This window comes from Mesorhizobium sp. LEGMi-168a (genome assembly GCF_058312955.1).
This window is the reverse complement of sequence record NZ_JBZEGV010000007.1, coordinates 41,280-59,286: the sequence shown is the minus strand read 5'-3', so window position 1 is coordinate 59,286 and position 18,007 is coordinate 41,280. Positions and strand designations below refer to the sequence as shown.

At 63.9% G+C, this 18,007-nt stretch carries 18 protein-coding genes; 6 read left to right on the top strand and 12 right to left on the bottom strand.

Annotation, left to right across the window (positions count from 1 at the left end):
* The 5 genes from AC4FWB_RS12080 to cpaB form a co-directional block, all read right to left on the bottom strand.
* Complete coding sequence (locus tag AC4FWB_RS12080; RefSeq protein WP_491026248.1) at window positions 1-1,422, bottom strand: TadA family conjugal transfer-associated ATPase; 1,422 nt, start codon at window positions 1,420-1,422, stop codon at window positions 1-3.
* Window positions 1,419-2,633, bottom strand: coding sequence for a CpaE/TadZ family protein (locus AC4FWB_RS12075; RefSeq protein ID WP_491026247.1), 1,215 nt, complete (start codon window positions 2,631-2,633; stop codon window positions 1,419-1,421). The genes AC4FWB_RS12080 and AC4FWB_RS12075 overlap by 4 nt, the downstream gene beginning before the upstream one ends.
* Window positions 2,634-2,646: 13 nt before the next feature.
* Complete coding sequence (locus AC4FWB_RS12070; RefSeq protein WP_491026245.1) at window positions 2,647-2,922, bottom strand: hypothetical protein; 276 nt, start codon at window positions 2,920-2,922, stop codon at window positions 2,647-2,649.
* A 4-nt stretch (window positions 2,923-2,926) separates the two neighbouring features.
* Complete coding sequence (locus AC4FWB_RS12065) at window positions 2,927-4,321, bottom strand: type II and III secretion system protein family protein (RefSeq protein ID WP_491026492.1); 1,395 nt, start codon at window positions 4,319-4,321, stop codon at window positions 2,927-2,929.
* 85 nt (window positions 4,322-4,406) lie between these two features.
* Window positions 4,407-5,363 (bottom strand): Flp pilus assembly protein CpaB, encoded by a 957-nt coding sequence (gene cpaB / locus AC4FWB_RS12060; protein ID WP_491026244.1) that lies wholly within the window; start codon window positions 5,361-5,363, stop codon window positions 4,407-4,409.
* Between the two features lie 234 nt (window positions 5,364-5,597).
* On the opposite strand from cpaB, the gene parE reads away from it, so the two are divergent.
* Both parE and AC4FWB_RS12050 read left to right on the top strand, forming a co-directional pair.
* On the top strand, window positions 5,598-7,652 hold the full coding sequence (gene parE / locus AC4FWB_RS12055; protein WP_491026242.1) for a DNA topoisomerase IV subunit B: 2,055 nt from the start codon (window positions 5,598-5,600) through the stop codon (window positions 7,650-7,652).
* Between the two features lie 42 nt (window positions 7,653-7,694).
* On the top strand, window positions 7,695-9,761 hold the full coding sequence (locus AC4FWB_RS12050) for an FUSC family protein (protein ID WP_491026240.1): 2,067 nt from the start codon (window positions 7,695-7,697) through the stop codon (window positions 9,759-9,761).
* Between the two features lie 16 nt (window positions 9,762-9,777).
* On the opposite strand, the gene AC4FWB_RS12045 is transcribed toward AC4FWB_RS12050, so the two are convergent.
* The 3 genes from AC4FWB_RS12045 to AC4FWB_RS12035 are packed head-to-tail and all read right to left on the bottom strand — an operon-like array spanning window position 9,778 to window position 11,751.
* Window positions 9,778-10,236 carry a HEPN domain-containing protein gene (locus tag AC4FWB_RS12045; protein ID WP_491026239.1) on the bottom strand — a complete coding sequence of 153 codons (459 nt, stop codon included), beginning with the start codon at window positions 10,234-10,236 and terminating at the stop codon, window positions 9,778-9,780.
* Window positions 10,229-10,570 (bottom strand): nucleotidyltransferase family protein, encoded by a 342-nt coding sequence (locus AC4FWB_RS12040; protein ID WP_491026238.1) that lies wholly within the window; start codon window positions 10,568-10,570, stop codon window positions 10,229-10,231. The genes AC4FWB_RS12045 and AC4FWB_RS12040 overlap by 8 nt, the downstream gene beginning before the upstream one ends.
* A gap of 59 nt (window positions 10,571-10,629) precedes the next feature.
* Window positions 10,630-11,751: a DUF2336 domain-containing protein gene (locus tag AC4FWB_RS12035; RefSeq protein WP_491026236.1), complete on the bottom strand. Its 1,122-nt coding sequence runs from the start codon at window positions 11,749-11,751 to the stop codon at window positions 10,630-10,632.
* On the opposite strand from AC4FWB_RS12035, the gene AC4FWB_RS12030 reads away from it, so the two are divergent.
* Together AC4FWB_RS12030 and AC4FWB_RS12025 are read left to right on the top strand one after the other, a co-directional pair.
* Window positions 11,750-12,358: a MaoC family dehydratase gene (locus tag AC4FWB_RS12030; protein WP_491026234.1), complete on the top strand. Its 609-nt coding sequence runs from the start codon at window positions 11,750-11,752 to the stop codon at window positions 12,356-12,358. The two genes, AC4FWB_RS12035 and AC4FWB_RS12030, sit on opposite strands and share 2 nt — an antisense overlap.
* Window positions 12,358-13,239 (top strand): HpcH/HpaI aldolase/citrate lyase family protein, encoded by an 882-nt coding sequence (locus AC4FWB_RS12025; RefSeq protein ID WP_491026232.1) that lies wholly within the window; start codon window positions 12,358-12,360, stop codon window positions 13,237-13,239. The genes AC4FWB_RS12030 and AC4FWB_RS12025 overlap by 1 nt, the downstream gene beginning before the upstream one ends.
* 12 nt (window positions 13,240-13,251) lie before the next feature.
* On the opposite strand, the gene AC4FWB_RS12020 is transcribed toward AC4FWB_RS12025, so the two are convergent.
* Window positions 13,252-13,926 (bottom strand): methyltransferase family protein, encoded by a 675-nt coding sequence (locus tag AC4FWB_RS12020; RefSeq protein WP_491026230.1) that lies wholly within the window; start codon window positions 13,924-13,926, stop codon window positions 13,252-13,254.
* Window positions 13,927-14,069: 143 nt separating this feature from the next.
* Here AC4FWB_RS12020 and AC4FWB_RS12015 point away from each other — a divergent pair, with 143 nt between their 5' ends.
* The gene (locus AC4FWB_RS12015; protein WP_491026229.1) at window positions 14,070-14,810 is read left to right on the top strand and encodes a TetR/AcrR family transcriptional regulator; all 741 of its coding nucleotides are present in this window, start codon (window positions 14,070-14,072) and stop codon (window positions 14,808-14,810) included.
* A 44-nt stretch (window positions 14,811-14,854) separates the two neighbouring features.
* Here AC4FWB_RS12015 and AC4FWB_RS12010 read toward each other — a convergent pair whose 3' ends face one another.
* Together AC4FWB_RS12010 and AC4FWB_RS12005 are read right to left on the bottom strand one after the other, a co-directional pair.
* Window positions 14,855-15,463, bottom strand: a complete 609-nt coding sequence (locus tag AC4FWB_RS12010; protein WP_491026228.1) for a flavin reductase family protein — start codon at window positions 15,461-15,463, stop codon at window positions 14,855-14,857.
* Window position 15,464: 1 nt separating this feature from the next.
* The gene (locus tag AC4FWB_RS12005; protein WP_491026226.1) at window positions 15,465-16,049 is read right to left on the bottom strand and encodes a nitroreductase family protein; all 585 of its coding nucleotides are present in this window, start codon (window positions 16,047-16,049) and stop codon (window positions 15,465-15,467) included.
* Between the two features lie 164 nt (window positions 16,050-16,213).
* Here AC4FWB_RS12005 and AC4FWB_RS12000 point away from each other — a divergent pair, with 164 nt between their 5' ends.
* Complete coding sequence (locus AC4FWB_RS12000) at window positions 16,214-17,179, top strand: RgsD C-terminal domain-containing protein (protein ID WP_491026224.1); 966 nt, start codon at window positions 16,214-16,216, stop codon at window positions 17,177-17,179.
* A gap of 15 nt (window positions 17,180-17,194) precedes the next feature.
* On the opposite strand, the gene AC4FWB_RS11995 is transcribed toward AC4FWB_RS12000, so the two are convergent.
* Complete coding sequence (locus AC4FWB_RS11995; RefSeq protein WP_491026222.1) at window positions 17,195-17,986, bottom strand: outer membrane protein; 792 nt, start codon at window positions 17,984-17,986, stop codon at window positions 17,195-17,197.
* Between the last annotated feature and the right edge of the window lie 21 nt (window positions 17,987-18,007).

Below are 18,007 nucleotides of genomic sequence, written 5' to 3'. Positions count from 1 at the left end.
CTACTCCTGCGGCCGGCCGGGTTCGAAATATTTGCCCGGAAATTCGATGCCCATGTTGCGCAGGTCCTCGAGGAAGCGCGGGCGAATGCCCGTCGCCTCGAAATGACCGAGGATCTTGCCGTCCGCCTCCATGCCGGTGCGCACGAAGCGGAAGATCTCCTGCATCTGGATGACGTCGCCTTCCATGCCCGTCACCTCGGCGACGCTGGTCACCTTGCGCTTGCCGTCGGACAGGCGCGTCAGTTGCACGATGATGTCGAGCGCGCTGGCGATCTGGCTGCGGATCGACTGTACCGTCATCGGCATGCCGGTCATGCCGAGCATCTGCTCGAGGCGCGAGATGGCGTCGCGCGGCGTGTTGGCGTGAATGGTCGCCATCGAGCCTTCATGGCCGGTGTTCATCGCCTGCAGCATGTCGAAGGCTTCTTCGCCGCGGCACTCGCCGAGGATGACGCGATCGGGACGCATGCGCAGCGCGTTCTTGACCAGGTCGCGCTGCTTGAGCTCGCCATGGCCCTCGATGTTCGCGGGCCGCGTTTCCATGCGCGCGACATGCGGCTGCTGCAATTGCAGCTCGGCGGCGTCCTCGATGGTGATCAGGCGCTCGTCCTCGGGAATGAAGGCCGACAACGCGTTGAGCATCGTCGTCTTGCCGGTACCGGTGCCGCCGGAGATGATCGTGGTCTTGCGGGCATGCACGGCCGCCGCCAGTACCTCGGCCATGTTCTGGGTGATGGCGCCGAACTCGACCAGCTTGTGCAGACCGAGCTTGTTCTTGGAGAATTTGCGGATCGATACCAGCGGCCCGTCGACGCCGACCGGCCGGATGGCGGCGTTGAAGCGCGAGCCGTCGAGCATGCGAGCGTCGACCATCGGCTGCGATTCATCGACGCGGCGACCGACTGCCGCGACGATTTTGTTAATGATTCGAAGCAGATGCGCCTCGTCCTTGAACGGGATGTGGACCTGCTGCAGCTTGCCGCGTTTTTCGACGAAGCAGTTCTGATGGCCGTTGATCAGGATATCGTTGATCTCCGGATCCTTGAGCAGCGGCTCCAGCGGGCCGAGGCCGACCATCTCGTCGACGATGTCGTCGACCAGCGCGTCGAGCTCGGCGGTATTGATCGCCATCCGCTCCTCGCGCGTCTTTTCCGAAACGAACTCATGCACCTGGCGGCGCATTTCGTCCTTGGGCAGCCGCTCCAGCGCGACGAGATTGATCTCCTCGAGCAGCATGCGGTGGATGCGCACGCGCGCGTCGAGCACCTTGTTGGCGCTTTTCGCGGGCGCGTGGTCCGGCTTTGGCGCAGCCGGCTTGCGGGTCGTCGGAATGACCACGGCATGATGCGCGACAGGCGCTGGTTCGGGCGGCCGCTGCGGACGGGCGTCGCGGTTCTGCAGGGTGGAGAAGCGGCTGCTCATCCTGCTTTCCTCTTCAAGAGGCCCTTGCCGAGGCCGAACAGCGACTTCGATTTTGTCGTCGTCGTGACCGCCTCTTCCGGCAGGATGATCTTCTTCAGGTCGTTGACGACATTGGCGTTGGGATCGATGTCGTGCAGCGGCACGCCGCGGTCGACGGCCTCGCGCACCAGCCGGTAGTTATTGGAGATGCCGCCGACGAAGTGCTCGCCGAGAATATCCTCGACGTCGGCCTGCTTGATGCCGCTGTCGAACATCTTCTGCTCGAAGCGATTGACGATCACGCTGGGCTTCACTTCCCGGCCGGCGGTCTCATAGATGGCCTGGATAAGACGCTGCGTATGCCTGAGACAAGGCACCGTCATCTCGGCGACGATGTAGAGCTTGTTGGAGCCGAGCAGCACCGTCTCGGTCCATGGGAACCAGGTGCGCGGCATGTCGATGACGACATTGTCGAAATAGGCCGAGACGAGGTCGAGCATGCGCACCACGACATCGGTCTTGAACGAGCGCATTTCCGAAGGGCGCGTGGGCGCGGCAAGCACGCAGAGCCCGCTCGCATGCTTGGAGAGCATGACATCCAGCAGCTGTCGGTCGAGGCGTTCGGGCTGGTTCTCGATTTCGGTGATGTCGAAGCGCGGTTCGAGGTCGAGATATTCGGCGCAGGCGCCTTGCTGGAAATTGAGGTCGACCACGCAGGTCGAGGCGCCGCGCGTCACCGAATGATGCAGTTGGAAGGCTGTCTGCAGTGCCAGCGTGGTAGTGCCGACGCCGCCGGCGGCCGGCATGAAGGTGTAGATCTGCGACTCGGTGTTTTCCTCCCGCCCCGGGCCCTGCAGCGCGCGGATGACGGAGCGCACGAGGTCGGCGGTGGTAATCGGCTTGACCAGGAAATCGGCGACCTTGAGCTGCACCAGAATGCGCACCGCCGCCGCGTTGAATTCCTGCGTGACGACGACCACCGGAACGCGACCTTCGAGCCGGCGCATGATGCGCTGCAGCGACTCGATCTCCTCGAGCTTGGCCGCATCCATGTCGACGATGATGGTGCCGAAATCAGTTTCCAGCACCTCGCCGCGAAGTTCGTTGACGCTCTTCTCGACCGTCGAGATCTCGATGACCTCGGAGGCGGCGAAAGCCGTCCGCGTGTCCTGCAGAAACACCCTGTCGGTGGAAACAAGCAGGATCTTCTCGGTCTTGGTGCCGGATGCCATGGTCGTCAGCCCATCAGTCGGATGTCGTTGATGCCGATGCCGTCGATGCCGACTCCGAACCGGCTTTCGCGCCGACGGCACTGGCCGTGGAACTCGTGCTCTGAGCCGGTACCAGAAGCCTGGTGTTCTGGACGCCATACCGCCAGGGATCGACCATCTGCATGACCGTGTTGGACGCCTGAGCGTTGCCGGCCGCCGGCGTCACGCCTTCGGTGCGCACATAGTCGTCGCTGGTGCAGCCTGTGAGGGCACCGGCAAGCAGCAGAGCGATGCAAGGAACCAGGCGCATGGCTTCAGTCCTTCGGCAGATCGAGGAAGTGGCCGGACGTCGTGGCGGCCACCGGACGGGCCGCGCTGCCGTCGGCCAGCGCCACCGGGCGTTTCGGGGCGGAGGCGTTCACTTCCTCGGTGTTGTTCAGGAAATAGTCGGCAGGACTTGCCGGTCGCGTTCCGTCGGTCGGCTCGACCATCTTCTTCGACGGATCGACCGGCTTGACCAGAAAAGGCGTGACGATGATCACTAGGTCGGTCTCGCGCCGCTGATAGGACTTCGAGGAAAACAGCGGACCCAGCACCGGCAGCTTGCCAAGCCCCGGCAAGCGCGTGCTGGTCATGTCGTTCTGCGACTGCAGAAGGCCGGCGATCATGAAGCTCTGGCCATTCTTCAGGTCGACTGATGTCCTGGCGCGGCGCACGATGAAGGCCGGAATGGAAATGCCGTTGCTGACTTGGATGGAGGCGGAAGGGTCGATCGAGGACACTTCCGGCGCGATATCCAGGCTGACCAGCCCGTCCTTGAGCACCGTCGGCGTGAAATCCAGACCAACGCCGTATTTCTTGTAGGTGACGCTGATCTTGCCGTTGTCTTCCGAAACCGGGATCGGGAACTCGCCGCCGGCGAGGAAGCTCGCCGTCTGGCCGGAGCGGGCGATCAGGTTCGGCTCGGCCAGCCGCCGGGCCAGCCCGCGCTCTTCCAGCGCCTTGATGGCGATGTCGATCGAAACGCCGTTGGAGAGCAGCCGGCCGATGATCTCACCGGTACCCGCCGTCGGGATGGTGCCTGGATCGATCACGACATCGCGGCCGCCAATGCCGAAGGCGAAGTTGGCGCCGTACTTGACGCCGAGGTCCTGTCCTGCTTGGCGGTTGATCTCGACGAAGCGAACGTTGAGCTGCACTTGCTGCGAGGACGAGATATTGACCGAGTTGATGACTTCCTCATTGCCGGAAAAGCGCGACGCGATCTTGCTGGCCTTCTCGGCCGCGACCGCATCGTCGGCCTCGCCCGACAGCACCACGCGGCCGTTGGCCGAACCGACCCTGATCTTGGCATCCGGCACGCTGGCGCGGATGGTATTGGCGAGCTGATCTGTATCCAGCGTCACCTCGACGTCGATGGTGCCGACGAGCTGCTTGTTCTGATCGAACAGCGCGATGCCCGTGGTGCCGAGATTGTTGCCCAGCACATAGAAGGATTTGTCGGTCAGCGGGTTGACGTTGGCGATCTCCGGATCGCCGATGACGATCTGGTAGAAGGCGGCGCTCGTCATGATCGTCTTGGGCTTGCCCTTGGCGACCTTGATCGAGGCGTTCCTGGTCGCCGAGACGTAGACGACGTCGTTATTTGCCTGGGCCGGCGTCCCAAAGGCAAGCATTCCGGCGGCTGCCAGTAAGGTGCCCGCCGCCATCGCACGCAGAAGGCGCAGCCCTCTCGTTGTCCATTCTTTATTCAACACAGGCATTGTCCCGTCCCCGGCCGGTCCCCACCGGCTATTATTCTTGTTCCTTGGAAGGAACGACGTCTCCCTCGGCTCGCTTCGAAGGAACCCTGTATTCCTCGACCTTCGTGCCGCGCGACACGATCACCGTCTTGAATTTTGGCTCTTCCGGCTCCTTGGCCACCGCATTGACCAGCGAGGCGGTGCTTGCCTCCGCGCTCGCGGCGACCGAACCGCCGAAGGAGGAGATGGTGGTGAGCCCGTTGCCGCTGGCGCTGGCATCGGCGGCGGACCGCAAAGACAGCGACAAGGTGCCGACGGTGCGGGCGAGCGCGACCTTCTGCGCCCCTTCGTTCGTCACCTCGAGGGTCACCGAATTGGCGATCTGCGGCTCGGTCTTGCGCTCGTCCGCGCCCTGCCCGACCGAAAGCACTTTGGCGTCGGAAACCACGATCTCGGACGTGACCGTCGAGCCCGATGCCCCTTGAGCATTTTTGGACACTTCCTGGATTTCGCCGGCGTCGCGCGTCAACACGACGTCGACCCGGTCGCCGGGCGTGATGAAGCCGCCGACGCCGGCGATCTCATCGGTGCGGATGGTGACGGCGCGCATGCCTGGCGACAGCATGTTGGAAAGCGTCGCGCGGCCGTTCGGCCCAGACAACTTGGCGAGCAGCACCGGCTCGTTGACCTCGATCGGCGACAGCACGACGCGGCTGCCTTCGGCAAGCAGCTTGTCGATGGTGGGGAAGGCGCCCCGCGGCAGGGAATCCTGCGGCCACGGGATTTCGGTGAGTTGCGACCGGTCGAGCTGCATGCCGTAGCGCAGCGAAGCATTGGCCACCACGATGGTCTTGAACTCGACCTTGGGCTCCTGCGGCACGACGACCGATGCCACCTTCTGCTCGGATTGGGCTTTCGCCTGGCTTTTGACCCAGAAATCCGCGGCAAAGATCGAGATCGCGCCGAAAACGGCGGCGATGCCGATCATGGTTATGGCCCTGCCTCTCACGCCGAAACCCCTGATGCCCCGTGGTCTTTTGTCGTTGAGGTTCACGCTAGGCGTTAATGTTAAAGAATCAGGAATCCGTGGATGCCAGGACCGCCCTATTTCCGGCGGCTTGGTTATCGAATGGTTTTAGAATAAGAGAGACTTTGATCCCTGAACGGAACAGGAACCTCGTTCGCCCGCCGAAAGCGTGGCAGTATCGAGGAGTGATTCGCAGTACCGGACTTAATGGCCAGCATGGACGACACCAGCGATCTTTTCGGCAATCGGGAAAAGCAACCCCAGCAGGGGCGCGCGCCGTCGCGCCCGGCTGATCCGCTGGTTCAGGCGGCCAAGCGTTCGACCGCCGCCCGCGACGGCAGCGAAGGCTACAGCGCCGCCGACATCGAGGTGCTGGAAGGGCTGGAGCCGGTGCGCCGCCGCCCAGGCATGTATATCGGCGGCACCGACGACAAGGCGATGCATCACCTCTTCGCCGAGGTCATCGACAATTCCATGGACGAGGCGGTCGCCGGTCACGCCACCTTCATCGACGTTGAGCTTTCGGCCGACGGCTTCCTGACGGTCACCGACAACGGCCGTGGCATCCCGATCGACCCGCATCCGAAATTCAAGAAGCCGGCGCTCGAAGTCATCATGACGACGCTGCATTCGGGCGGCAAGTTCGACTCCAAGGTCTATGAGACTTCCGGCGGCCTGCACGGCGTCGGCGTCTCCGTCGTCAACGCGCTGTCCGATCACCTCGAGGTCGAGGTCGCGCGAGGCCGCCAGCTCTATCGCCAACGCTTTTCTCGCGGCATCCCGGTGAGCGGGCTTGAGCATCTCGGCGAGGTGCACAACCGCCGCGGCACGAGGACCCGCTTCCATCCCGACGAGCAGATCTTCGGCAAGGGCGCCGCCTTCGAGCCGGCGCGGCTTTACCGCATGACGCGCTCGAAAGCCTATCTGTTCGGCGGCGTCGAGATCCGCTGGACCTGCGATCCGTCGCTGATCAAGGAAAAGGACCAGACTCCGGCCAAGGCCGAGTTCCATTTTCCCGGCGGCCTGAAGGATTATCTCAAGGCGACGCTCGGTGACGAATTCCAGGTCACGCGCGAGGTCTTCGCCGGCAAGAGCGAAAAGCAGGGCGGCCACGGTTCGCTCGAATGGGCCGTCACCTGGTTCGGTGGAGACGGCTTCCTCAATTCCTACTGCAACACCATCCCCACCGCCGAAGGCGGCACGCATGAGGCCGGTTTCCGCAACGTGCTGACGCGCGGCCTTCGCGCCTATGCCGACCTGATCGGCAACAAGCGCGCCTCCGTCATCACCACCGAGGACGTGATGATCTCGGCCGCCGGCATGCTGTCGGTGTTCATCCGCGAGCCCGAATTCGTCGGCCAGACCAAGGACAGGCTGGCGACGATCGAGGCGATGCGCATCGTCGAAAGCGCCATCCGCGATCCGTTCGACCACTGGTTGGCCGACAACCCACAGGAAGCCTCAAAACTTCTTGAATGGGTGATCGCGCGCGCCGACGAGCGCGTGCGCCGCCGCCAGGAGAAGGAAGTCTCGCGCAAGAGCGCGGTGCGCAAGCTGCGCCTGCCCGGCAAGCTCGCCGACTGCACGCAGAACGCCGCCGCTGGCGCCGAGCTCTTCATCGTCGAAGGCGACTCGGCCGGCGGCTCGGCCAAGCAGGCGCGCGACCGCGCCAGCCAGGCGGTGCTGCCGCTGCGCGGCAAGATCCTCAACGTCGCCAGCGCCGGCAACGACAAGCTTGCCGCCAACCAGCAGATCTCCGACCTGATCCAGGCGCTCGGCTGCGGCACGCGCTCGAAATACCGCGACGAGGACTTGCGCTACGACCGCGTGATCATCATGACCGACGCCGACGTCGACGGCGCGCATATCGCTTCGCTGCTGATCACCTTCTTCTACCAGGAGATGCCGAACCTGATCCGCGGCGGCCATCTCTACATGGCCGTGCCGCCGCTCTACTCGATCCGCCAAGGCGGCAAGGTCGCCTATGCGCGCGACGACGCACACAAGGACGAGTTGCTGCGCACAGAATTCACCGGGCGCGGCAAAGTCGAGATCGGCCGCTTCAAGGGTCTTGGCGAGATGATGGCCTCGCAGCTCAAGGAGACCACGATGGACCCGAGGAAGCGCACGCTGCTCAGGGTCGACGTGAGCGAGGCCGAGGCGGCGACCAAGGATGCCGTCGACGCGCTGATGGGCACAAAGCCCGAGGCGCGCTTCCGCTTCATCCAGGAACGCGCCGAGTTCGCCGAGGCCGACGTGCTGGATATCTGAACGCGGACTGGTCCATAACAGGCTCCGGTACGGAGACTGTATGTGACCCGCACGCGGCTGAAAGAGCTTGTCGAGATACCGCTGAACGGCCTGACGCAGCCGACGCGCTCGGACTGGATTTTTGCCCTGCGCACGGTTTCGGCCGGGCTGATCGCCCTGCTTGCCGCCTACGCCCTCAAGCTCGATCATCCGCAATGGGCGATGATGACGGTCTTCATCGTCGCGCAGCCGGTGGCCGGCATGGTGCTGGCGAAAGGTTTCTACCGGCTGCTCGGCACACTCGCCGGCGGCCTTGCTGCGGTCGGCATCACATCGCTCTTCGGCACCAATCCCTGGCTGCTGGTCACGGTGCTGGCGCTGTGGATCGGCGTCTGCACGCTCGTCTCCTCGCTGCTGCGCAATCCGGAGGCCTATGGTGCGGCCCTTGCCGGCTACACGGCGATGATCATCAGCCTGCCGGCTTTCGGACAGCCGCATCTCGTCGTAGATCTCGCTATCGCGCGCTGCGCCGAAATCGTGCTTGGCATCGTCTGCGCCGGCGTCACCAGCCGGCTGATCCTGCCGAAACTTGCGGCCGACGCGATCATATCGAGATTGAAGCGCAGCATCCTCGATCTCGCCGAGTATGCGGGAGGCGCCTTTTCCGGCGGCGACCCGGCGGCCCTTGCCGCTCTCCAGCGCAAGCTGATCACCGATGCGCAGACGCTGGCCGAGATGCGCACCTATGCGCGCCTCGAGGCGCCGAGCTTCGCCACGCGCGCCCATCCGATGCGGCGCACGATCGGGCAACTCCTGTGGGCGCTCTCGGCGGCCCGCGCGCTGCACACCCACGCCGCGCCGAAGAACGCGGCGCTCATCCCGGTGCGCGGCGAGTTGAAGACCTTGGTCGGCGAACTGGCGGCGACACCAGGGGCGCTTGACGACACCGGCCCGTGGGTGGCGCGGCTCGATGCGATCGCGAGCAAGGCAAGAGAGGCGCCGCCTGCGCCTGCCGACCCCGGCGAAGACAAGGTCGGCACCATCACCCGTCTCACCATTGCCGCCGATTTCGCGGAGGCGCTGAAGCAGGTGATGCGCGGCCTGGATGCGCTTCGCTCGCCGGTTGCCAAGCCATCCCGTGAGCGGCAACAGCCGGCCCTGGTCGTGCATCGCGACTATCACGCCGCCTGGCGCAACGCCGTGCGTGCGGCGCTCGCCACGCTGCTGGTGGCGGCCTTCTGGCTGACAACCAAATGGTCGGAGACCGCGGGCACCGTTATCCTCGTTGCCGTCGTCTCTAGCCTGTTCGCGGCGCGTCCCGATCCGGTTCAGTCCGCCTGGGGCTTCTTCAAGGGAACGCTGCTCGCTCTGCCCTTCGCCTTCCTCGTCGGCCAGATCGCCTTGCCGGCGCTACCGGGCTTCGGCTGGTTCACGCTCTTTGTCGTGCCGATCATGGTGCCGGCAGCACTCGGCATGGCCAATCCGCGCCATGTCGGCGTCGCCACCGCCTTCGCCATCAACTTCCTCGCTTTCCTCAGCCCGCATCAGCTGATGACCTACGATCCCAGCCCGTTTTTCGCCGGATCGGCGTCGATCCTGGTCGGCATCCTGATTGCCATCGGCGTTTTCATCATCGTGCTGCCGGCCAATCCATGGGTCACCGTGGAGCGCATCTCGCAGGCGATGCGGGAGGACCTGGCCCGCCTTTGCCTGCACGAGCGCATTCCCCGGCGTTTGGCCTTCGAAAGCCTGGCCTATGACCGGATCAACCAGCTGATGCCGCAGCTGCAGCAGACGGGCAGGAAGGGCGATCCCATCCTGGGCGGCAGCATCGCCGCGGTCACCGTCGGGCTCGAAGTGCTGCGGCTGCGCGGCGCGCAGCTGAATTCCGCGATCCCGCGCGAGACGGTGGAGTCGGTCGGCAACTTCCTGCGCGGCCTGGCGCGGGAATTGCTGTTCAGAAGACACGGCGAGCCGCAAACCTCGACCGTTGCCGTGGCGAGGCAATATGCGGCCGGCATCGCCGATCGCAGCGACCGCCCCGAAATGCTGCAGATCGCCGCTTCGCTGCGCATCATCGCCGCGGCGATGGAAGACTATCCGGATTTCTTCGCGAAGGGTCGGGCGTAGCCCAAGCAGATAGGCCTCAGCCCTTGGTGTGCTTTCGCATTGGGGCGGCCATCTTAGCCGGCTTCGCTTCATCCATGAGATCCACGTCGAAGTGATCGGCCGCCCGCAAGATCAACTTCGAAATGCCATCAATAGCTTCTTCAAGTTTCCGCTTGTCGGGCGCGGGAGGTATCCGTCCTGACGGCGACGGATACCGAAAAGTTGTCGCGTAGGCTTCCAGCCACGCAAAAGATTTCAAAGTCGATTTCTCGGCATTGTCGTCCGGAAATCGCCTTATCACCTTGTCCAACTGGTGGGCATCGTGACGTTCGATGTGAATGGCCTCGGAGGTCGCCAGAGCCCGGACAACCTGCTCGAGCGCCTGTTCGCCCAGATAGGCAGCGTTCCGGGATCCTGAGCCGGCCAGAAGACGTGCGTCACTGATGCATCCATTCGCCAATCGAAGGGCGCTGGCTATCGTCCATTGGTCAGACATCTAGGCGGCGGCCGCTTCGAGCAACGTCATACGCGATCGTATTCTTCGAGTTCCAGCTGGCCGCCAGGTCGCTGGATGTCGTGGAAAGAATAGTAGCGGGAATTCCGATCTCGTTCTTTATCGTCCAGGCCACCAAGGGATCGAGCAATTCGGGCCTGACATCGTCCGGCAGTGCAACGAGAATATCCCAGTCGCTGTCGGGGCGATTGTCTCCTCGAGCTCGGCTTCCAAACAGCCAAATAGACTCCGGATTCAAGCGAACCTTGATCGCATCAATCAGAGGTTGAATTTCGACCGGAACCTGGGCACGTTGTTTTTCGGCAAGTCGGCGCATGGCTCACACATAGTACCAGATTTTTCCGCGTACAACGCTTCGGGAATGCGGCGCTCTGGCTATGCAGCAGCAATCGCCAGCGCATGTCCGCGCGCGTTCTCGCGCAGCGCGTCGAGATGGATCGACTTCACCAGCCCGGCAAGATCGCCCTCGGCCGATTGCCCGCCGAGTTCCTTCAGCATCAGCCAGCTCACTTCCTGGACGCCGGCGACGCGCTTGCCGTTGGCAACCTCGCGCCAGATCTTCAACGCCCGCAGGATGATACCGTGCGTGGCGGCAGCGAGGCCGGCGTTGCGGAACAGCGCCTGCAACGCCACGTCGTGACCGCCGGCCAGCAGCGCCCTCACCCTCTGCTCGGATTGCTGGGCAAGCGCGACCAGCGCCGAGCCGAAGAAGTCGACCTTGCCATGCGCGATGGTGCGGATGATGAAGCCTGCTGTGAGATCGCCGCGCAACCTCAGATGCTCGATCAGCGCGGCATGCTCCTCGGCACGCGTGCCCTCGATCAACGTGACGGAGGCTTTCACGCAGGCGTCGCGCATCACGCGGTCGGCGCGGGCAGCCCCCATCAGCGCCAGCACCAGCGGCGACCCCTTCAGCGTCTCGCCGAGCTTGACCAGCAGCATGTGCCGGCAGTCGGCAGGCAAACGCGCGTCGGCAATCAGCGCTTCGCGCACCAGGGGCAGATGGCCGTGCCGTTCGGCCATGCGGCGGAAGCTCAGCGATGCAATATCGGCGCCGCTGTTGGCAACGAGCGTGGCGCAGGCTTCCGGTTCGCCGATCTCGGCGATGGCAGCCGCCAGCGACATCGAGACGACAGGGCGGTTGGCTATAAGCTTCTGGGTGGCCTTCTGGCCGCAAGCGACACGGTCGATGAGATCGGCATCGGTAAGCAAAGGCGAACGCGCCAGGACCAGGGCGGCCACTTCCGGTTGGTCGGCAGCCAGCGCGGCGATCACCTGCGGCGGCGCGTGATGGCTCATCGACAGCGCTTCGGCGAGCGACTGCCGGACCTTGGCGGAAACGTCGTCGAGCAGCAGCGTCAACGCCGCCTCGGCGGCACAGCGATCCTCGAACGGCAGGTCGGAGTTTATGTAGGCGCGGGCCAGCGCGCTCGCGGCAGCCGCACGCTCGGAAACCCTTGCCGTATCAATCCATTTTAGAAAATGCGAAACAATCATGCCGACCAGCTACGCCCTTGCCGGAACGTTCCCCGGCCCCGTTGTGAACGGTAGGCCGGAAATGGTTTACGAACGGTTCACCATGTTTCTTAACCGGCTTGATGGAGCCGCAGCCAACGCCTATCAAGCAAGGGTAAGCGGAGGAGATCGGACAATGGCTGGGCTTTATCTGGAAGAGTTCGTCGTTGGCCATGTCTTCCGCCACACGCTGCGCAAGACCGTCACCGAAAGCGACAACATGCTGTTCTCGGTGATGACGCTGAACCCGCAGCCCCTGCACATCGATTTCGACTTCGCGGCGAAGAGCGAATGGGGCAAGCCTTTGGTCAATTCGCTGTTCACGCTCGGCCTGATGATCGGCATCTCGGTCAACGACATCACGGTCGGCACCACGATCGCAAATCTCGGCATGAAGGAAACGGTGTTTCCGCATCCGGTCTTCCACGGCGACACGGTCCGCGTTGAGACAACGGTCGTTTCGGTGCGCGAGTCGAAATCAAAGCCGGATCGCGGCATCGTCGAATTCGAGCACCGCGCTTATAATCAGAACGACGTGCTTGTCGCCAAATGCACAAGGCAGGCGATGATGATGAAGAAGGCCGCCTGATGCGCTCGCTGCTCTTCGTGCCCGGCGACTCCGAGCGGAAGCTAGAAAAAGGCTTTGACGCCGGCGCCGACGTCGTCATCGTTGATTTGGAGGATTCCGTCGCCGCCGCCAACAAGGCGGAGGCGCGGGCGATTGCGGCGAGCTTCATCTCAGCCAAAAGGCAGCAGACAAATCCCACCGTCTATGTGCGGGTCAACGATCTGTCGACCGGCCTGACCGACGACGACCTCGCGGCGCTTGTCCCGGTGAGGCCCGACGGTATCATGCTGCCGAAGTCGAACAGCAGCCAGGATGTCCAGCAGCTCGCGGCAAAGCTTCGTGTGCACGAAGCCGAAAACGGGTTGCCGGACGGCAGCATAAGAATCCTGCCGATCATCACCGAGACCGCCGCCGGCGTGCTGGCTGCGGCGAGCTATGCCGGCGCCAGCGAAAGGCTCGTCGGGCTTACCTGGGGCGCAGAGGACCTGTCGGCGGCGATAGGCGCGCGCTCGGCGCGCGACGAGAGCGGCCGCTACACCGACGTGTTCCGCCTGGCGCGCACGATGACCATCCTTGCGGCCGGCGCGGCCGAGGTCGCGGCGATCGATACCGTGTTCCCGGATTTCCGCGATATGGCCGCCTTCGAGGCCGAATGCCGCGAGGCCGAGCGCGACGGCTTTGCCGGCAAGATGGCGATCCATCCGGCGCAGGTGCCGGTCATCAACGCCGCCTTCACGCCGTCGGCCGAGGCGGTCTCGCGATCGCAGGCGATCGTCAACGCCTTCGCGGCGGCGGGAAATCCCGGCGTGGTCGGCATCGGCGGCAAGATGTATGACCGGCCGCATTTGCGGCTCGCCGAACGGCTGCTGGCCCGCGCCAGGGCGGCAGGAATTTCCGCCTGACCTTCCGGCCTGCTACCAGACCATCGGGATCAACCTGTAGCGCACGTTCGCCGCATAATCGTCATAGCCTTGCAGCCCGGTCCTGAGCGTCTTTTCTTCGATGAAGGTGCGGATGGCGAGCAGCACGATGAAGACAAGCACCGATGCCAGTCCCCACCAGGATCCGAGCAGCAGCGCCGTGCCGGCGAAATAGAGTATGGCGCCTGCATACATCGGATGGCGGACGTAGCTGTAAGGCCCTGTCGTGATCACCCGCTGTCCACGCTCTTCCTGGATCTTCACGACCGGCGCCGCGAAGCTGTTTTCCAGCATCGTGAGATAGCAGATCCAGATGCCGACGAGCAGGACCGGCGCGCCGATCACTTGCACCCAGGCGGAAACCGGCGACCAGCCGAAACGGAAATCGAACCCCATCAAGGCCAGCCAACCGAAGATGCCGAGCAGCAATATGCTCAGCAATATTTTGTCGGCCGCGGTCTGGTTCTTCTGGATCGGAGGGCGGAGGCGCTCATTCATCAGGCCCGGATCGCGCCGGGCAAGCGCCATACCCATGGTAAGGCTTAGTGCGACCATCACGACTATGTACACCCAGGCTCCGGTCCAGCGCAGCGTGCCTGCCGACAGAAACATCAGTGCGCCCATGAAGCCGAACCACAGGAATGTCTGGACAACCAATTTCGAGACCATGACCCAACCTTCCGTGACATGCTCCGCCGCTATTGGTCGAATCCGACCAGTGGTCTATTATACCGACCAATGGTCTGTTCTCAAGCTTTATCGGCACTCGAGCATCTGGACGAGAACGGTCGCCGCGTGCAGAAGGTTTCGCCATGCCACGTATCATCAAGCACCCGGAACTCAGGCGAGAAGAACTGCTCGACCATGCCCAGGTCCTGTTCCTGACGCATGGGTACGACAAAGCAAGCCTCAATGACGTGATTGCCGCCGCCGGCATCTCGAAGGGCGCCTTCTATCACTATTTTCCTTCCAAGGAGGCCCTGCTGGAAGCGCTGGCCGAGCGCTTCGCCAAACAGGCGCTCGCCGGTGTCCAGGACATACTCGCCGATCCGGCGCTCGATCCGCTCGGGCGGCTCAATGCCCTGCTCGCAAAATCGCGGCAGGCCAAGATCGAGACCGCGGCGGAAGCCTGGGCGCTGTTCGAGACGCTGTTCCGGCCGGAAAACCTGGTGCTGTTCCACCGCATCAACCTGGCGGCCAGCGCCTCGTTTTCGCCCTTGCTGGTCGAGATCATCCGGCAAGGCGTCGAGGACGGCACGTTCCGCACATTCGACCCGGAAGGCGTCGCCGACATCGTCATGCAATTCGGCATGGCCACGCACGACGTCATCGCCAAGGCGTTCGCCAGCGGCAACGATGCCGACATGGACATCGCGATCGAAGCCCTGGAGAAGCGCGTCAGGCTCTACGAGATCGCCCTCGACCGCATCCTCGGCCTGCCCGACGGCAGCATTCGCATCGGTGAGCCCGGCTATGTGCGCGCCGTGATGACAGCACGCGCCAAAGCAATTCCAGGAAAAGTGCGCAGCGGTTTTCCGTCCGGAATTGCATAAACCAATGCTTGGAGCGGACCGGCGACAACAGTCGCCGATCCGCTTTAATCCTTTGGCCAGCGCGGCCGCCGCATCGAAAAAATCTCGTTGACGCTGGCGTAGTCCATATAGCCGAGCCGGGCGACATTGCCGGCTCTGACGATGTCGAATTGGCCGTCCTTGAGATAGGCATCGTCGATGTGGACGCCGACGACTTCGCCGGCGACGACGACGGCGCTGGTTTGCGTGCCGTCCAGCGCCCGGGGCCGAAATATCTCCGTCACCCGGCATTCGAGCGCCGCCGGCGCTTCCGCCACGCGCGGCGGCGCGACGAGGCGCGACGGCGCCATGGCGAGGTCGGCATAGCCGAACTCGCTGACGCCGCGCGGCGCATCGACAGCCGTGCGGTTCATCTTCTCGGCCAATTCGCGGCTGACGAGATTGGCGACGAATTCGCCGGTCTCTTCGGCGAAGGTGGCGCTGTCCTTCGCGCCTTCGGATGAGAACCAGACGATGAAGGGACGCGTCGAAAACGCATTGAAGTACGAATAGGGCGCGAGGTTGATCTCGCCGGCCCTGTTCAACGTCGAGATCCATCCGATGGGGCGCGGCGCCACGATCGCTTTCGACGGATCGTGCGGCAGGCCGTGGCCCTTCGAAGGCTCGTAGAACATCTTAGCCGCCCCAGGGCCCTGCGTAATCGGCATAGAGCTTCGCCGGATCGGGCCGCGGCCGCTCGGGCGCCGGCCCCTGGTATGAGCCGATATGGACGAAGCCGACGACGCGCTCCTGCGGCGACAGCCCGAGGATCGCCCTGCCCTCCGCGACGTCGGAATACCAGTTGCTGATCATGTTGGTGCCATAGCCCAGCGCATTGGCCGCGATCATCAGATTCATAGCCGCCATTGCGCCCGACAGGAACATCTCCCATTGCGGGATCTTCGGGTTCTCCTTCGGCACCGATACCACGCCGATCACCAGCGGCGCGCGCGAGAAGCGCGCCAGCTCCTGGTTGCGCCGCCCCTCGGGCAGTGGCCCCTCACGCTGCTCGGCAAGGGCGGCGAGCTTCTTGCCGATCTCGATCCGCGCTTCGCCGCGATAGAGGATGAACCGCCAGGGTTCGAGCCGGCCGTGATCGGGAACGCGCGAGGCGGCAGCGATCATCGTGGCGATCTCCGCGTCGCTCGGCGCCGGCTCCTTGAGGTCGGGTATAGGCGCGGAATTGCGGGTCAGCAGGAAGTCGATGATCGGCGACGCCATGGGCGCAAGTCTCCTAGAAACATTCAATTTTGAGCTGAAGCACGCCATCGGGAGGTCGGGCGGCTCGGGCAATGGCGCATTATGCGCCGGATAAAGAGCCCTGGCGGGACGCGGCGGGCTCTTGAGCCTTGAAATTGCCACTGCCTTGGGCTTCAACGCAAGGCATGTTTGAGGGGACTCTGCGCCTTTTCGTGATCGGGCTCATCGCCGCGCTGTTCGCGGTGCCGGTTTCGTTTGCGCTGGCCCAGAACGCCAACGACGTCGGCGACATCAAGCTGCCGGGCATTTCGAGTTACGCGACGCCGAAGAGCGAGAGGTCGCTGGCGCTCGGCAGCGGCGGCGCGATCACGCTTTCCGCGCAATTGACCGACAAGGGCGCCGACATCAGCCGCGGCATCGTCTGGCGCGTGTTCAGGCCGGAGCCCGCCAGCGACGGCAAGCTGCCCATGGTGGCGTCCGCACATGGCGGTACGGCGGTGTTCCAGCTCGATCCCGGCAGCTACCTTGTCCACGCCTCCTATGGGCGCGCCGGCGCCACCAAGCGCATCACCGTCGGCAAGGATGCCAAGCGCGAAAGCCTTGTCCTCGACGCCGGCGGCCTGAAGCTCGACGCCGTGACGTCGGGCGGCGCGCATATCCCGCCGAAGAAGCTCCGCTTCGCGATCTATGAGGGCCAGGCCGAGGCCAATGGCGACCGTGCGCTGATCGCCCCCGACGTCGCGCCCGATACGGTGGTGCGGCTGAATGCCGGCACCTATCACGTCGTCTCCACCTATGGCGCGGTCAACGCCGTGATCCGCTCCGACATCCGCGTCGAGGCCGGCAAGCTGACGGAGGCCACTGTCGAGCACCGCGCGGCCGAGATGACGATGAAGCTGGTGCGCGAGGCCGGCGGCGAAGCCATTGCCGACACCTCCTGGTCGCTGCTCAACGAATCCGGCGATCCGATCAAGGAAGCCGTCGGCGCCTTCGCCTCGATGGTGCTGGCCGAGGGCCAGTACACCATCATCGCCAAGAACCGCGACCGCATCTACCAGAAGGATTTTACCGTCGTCGCCGGCCAGAACCAGGAAATCGAGGTTGTCGCGAACGAGTCGTCCGCCATCGATCCTGAAGAAGGCGCCGACTAACCGGCGCCTTGGTGTTTACTCGAAGTGATAATTCAGTCCGATGCGCACGGTCTGCTCGTGGTACTTGGCGGACGCGTTGAAATTGATCGGCGTGTTGGTGGCTGCGGTGAACGACCGCTTGCCGAGGTCGACGTAAAGATATTCGGCCTTCAAGCTCCAGTTTGGCGCCAGCATCGTTTCGACGCCACCACCCACCGTCCAGCCGGCGCGCGTTCCGGAGGCTGTATGATCGCCGCAGATGGTTGCGTCAGGAATACAGCCGGAGGTCACGTCGGTCTCGCTGTAGCTTAGGCTGGTTTCGCCAAAGGCAAGGCCGCCCGTTGCATAGACAAGCCATTGCGGATCGACGAGGTACCCTGCCCGCCCGCGCAGCGTTCCAAACCAGTCGATCTTCTTTTCAACACTAGTGCTTGTCGTGTCGAAAAATTCCGGAAACCTGACTTCCGACTTAGACCCGCTGATGCCTGAGGCCTGCAGATCCGCCTCGATGCCAACAACCCAGCCGGATGGCAGTTGCCAGTTATAGCCAGCCTGACCGCCGCCGATCACACCCTGGGCCGAAGGGGATAGGGACGAAGGAAAGGAGCCGGAAGCGATGATGGCGTCCAGGAAATCCTGCAGCTCCGGGACATCCGTGCTTGGCGACAAACCGACCTTGCCCGAATCCCAGCCATAGCCGACATTGGCGCCGATATAGGCACCGCTCCAGGACGGAGTGGCCTCACCCGCATTGGCGGAACCCATATTGATGAAGGCTGGCGCGCCCAAGGCCAGGCTCGTCAACACAAGTGTCTTCGCAATGTTCATCGACTTGCCCCCAAACCCAAG

Coding starts and splice junctions, on each gene's coding strand:
- AC4FWB_RS12075 (WP_491026247.1), bottom strand. CDS start 2,633: ATGGCATCCGGCACCAAGACCGAGAAGATCCTGCTTGTTTCCACCGAC.
- AC4FWB_RS11995 (WP_491026222.1), bottom strand. CDS start 17,986: ATGAACATTGCGAAGACACTTGTGTTGACGAGCCTGGCCTTGGGCGCG.
- AC4FWB_RS12080 (WP_491026248.1), bottom strand. CDS start 1,422: ATGAGCAGCCGCTTCTCCACCCTGCAGAACCGCGACGCCCGTCCGCAG.
- AC4FWB_RS12040 (WP_491026238.1), bottom strand. CDS start 10,570: ATGCGCCGACTTGCCGAAAAACAACGTGCCCAGGTTCCGGTCGAAATT.
- AC4FWB_RS12020 (WP_491026230.1), bottom strand. CDS start 13,926: ATGGTCTCGAAATTGGTTGTCCAGACATTCCTGTGGTTCGGCTTCATG.
- AC4FWB_RS12035 (WP_491026236.1), bottom strand. CDS start 11,751: ATGATTGTTTCGCATTTTCTAAAATGGATTGATACGGCAAGGGTTTCC.
- AC4FWB_RS12005 (WP_491026226.1), bottom strand. CDS start 16,049: ATGGCGTCGCCGATCATCGACTTCCTGCTGACCCGCAATTCCGCGCCT.
- AC4FWB_RS12045 (WP_491026239.1), bottom strand. CDS start 10,236: ATGTCTGACCAATGGACGATAGCCAGCGCCCTTCGATTGGCGAATGGA.
- AC4FWB_RS12065 (WP_491026492.1), bottom strand. CDS start 4,321: ATGGCGGCGGGCACCTTACTGGCAGCCGCCGGAATGCTTGCCTTTGGG.
- AC4FWB_RS12000 (WP_491026224.1), top strand. CDS start 16,214: ATGTTTGAGGGGACTCTGCGCCTTTTCGTGATCGGGCTCATCGCCGCG.
- parE (WP_491026242.1), top strand. CDS start 5,598: ATGGACGACACCAGCGATCTTTTCGGCAATCGGGAAAAGCAACCCCAG.
- AC4FWB_RS12015 (WP_491026229.1), top strand. CDS start 14,070: ATGCCACGTATCATCAAGCACCCGGAACTCAGGCGAGAAGAACTGCTC.
- AC4FWB_RS12010 (WP_491026228.1), bottom strand. CDS start 15,463: ATGTTCTACGAGCCTTCGAAGGGCCACGGCCTGCCGCACGATCCGTCG.
- AC4FWB_RS12070 (WP_491026245.1), bottom strand. CDS start 2,922: ATGCGCCTGGTTCCTTGCATCGCTCTGCTGCTTGCCGGTGCCCTCACA.
- AC4FWB_RS12030 (WP_491026234.1), top strand. CDS start 11,750: ATGCCGACCAGCTACGCCCTTGCCGGAACGTTCCCCGGCCCCGTTGTG.
- AC4FWB_RS12025 (WP_491026232.1), top strand. CDS start 12,358: ATGCGCTCGCTGCTCTTCGTGCCCGGCGACTCCGAGCGGAAGCTAGAA.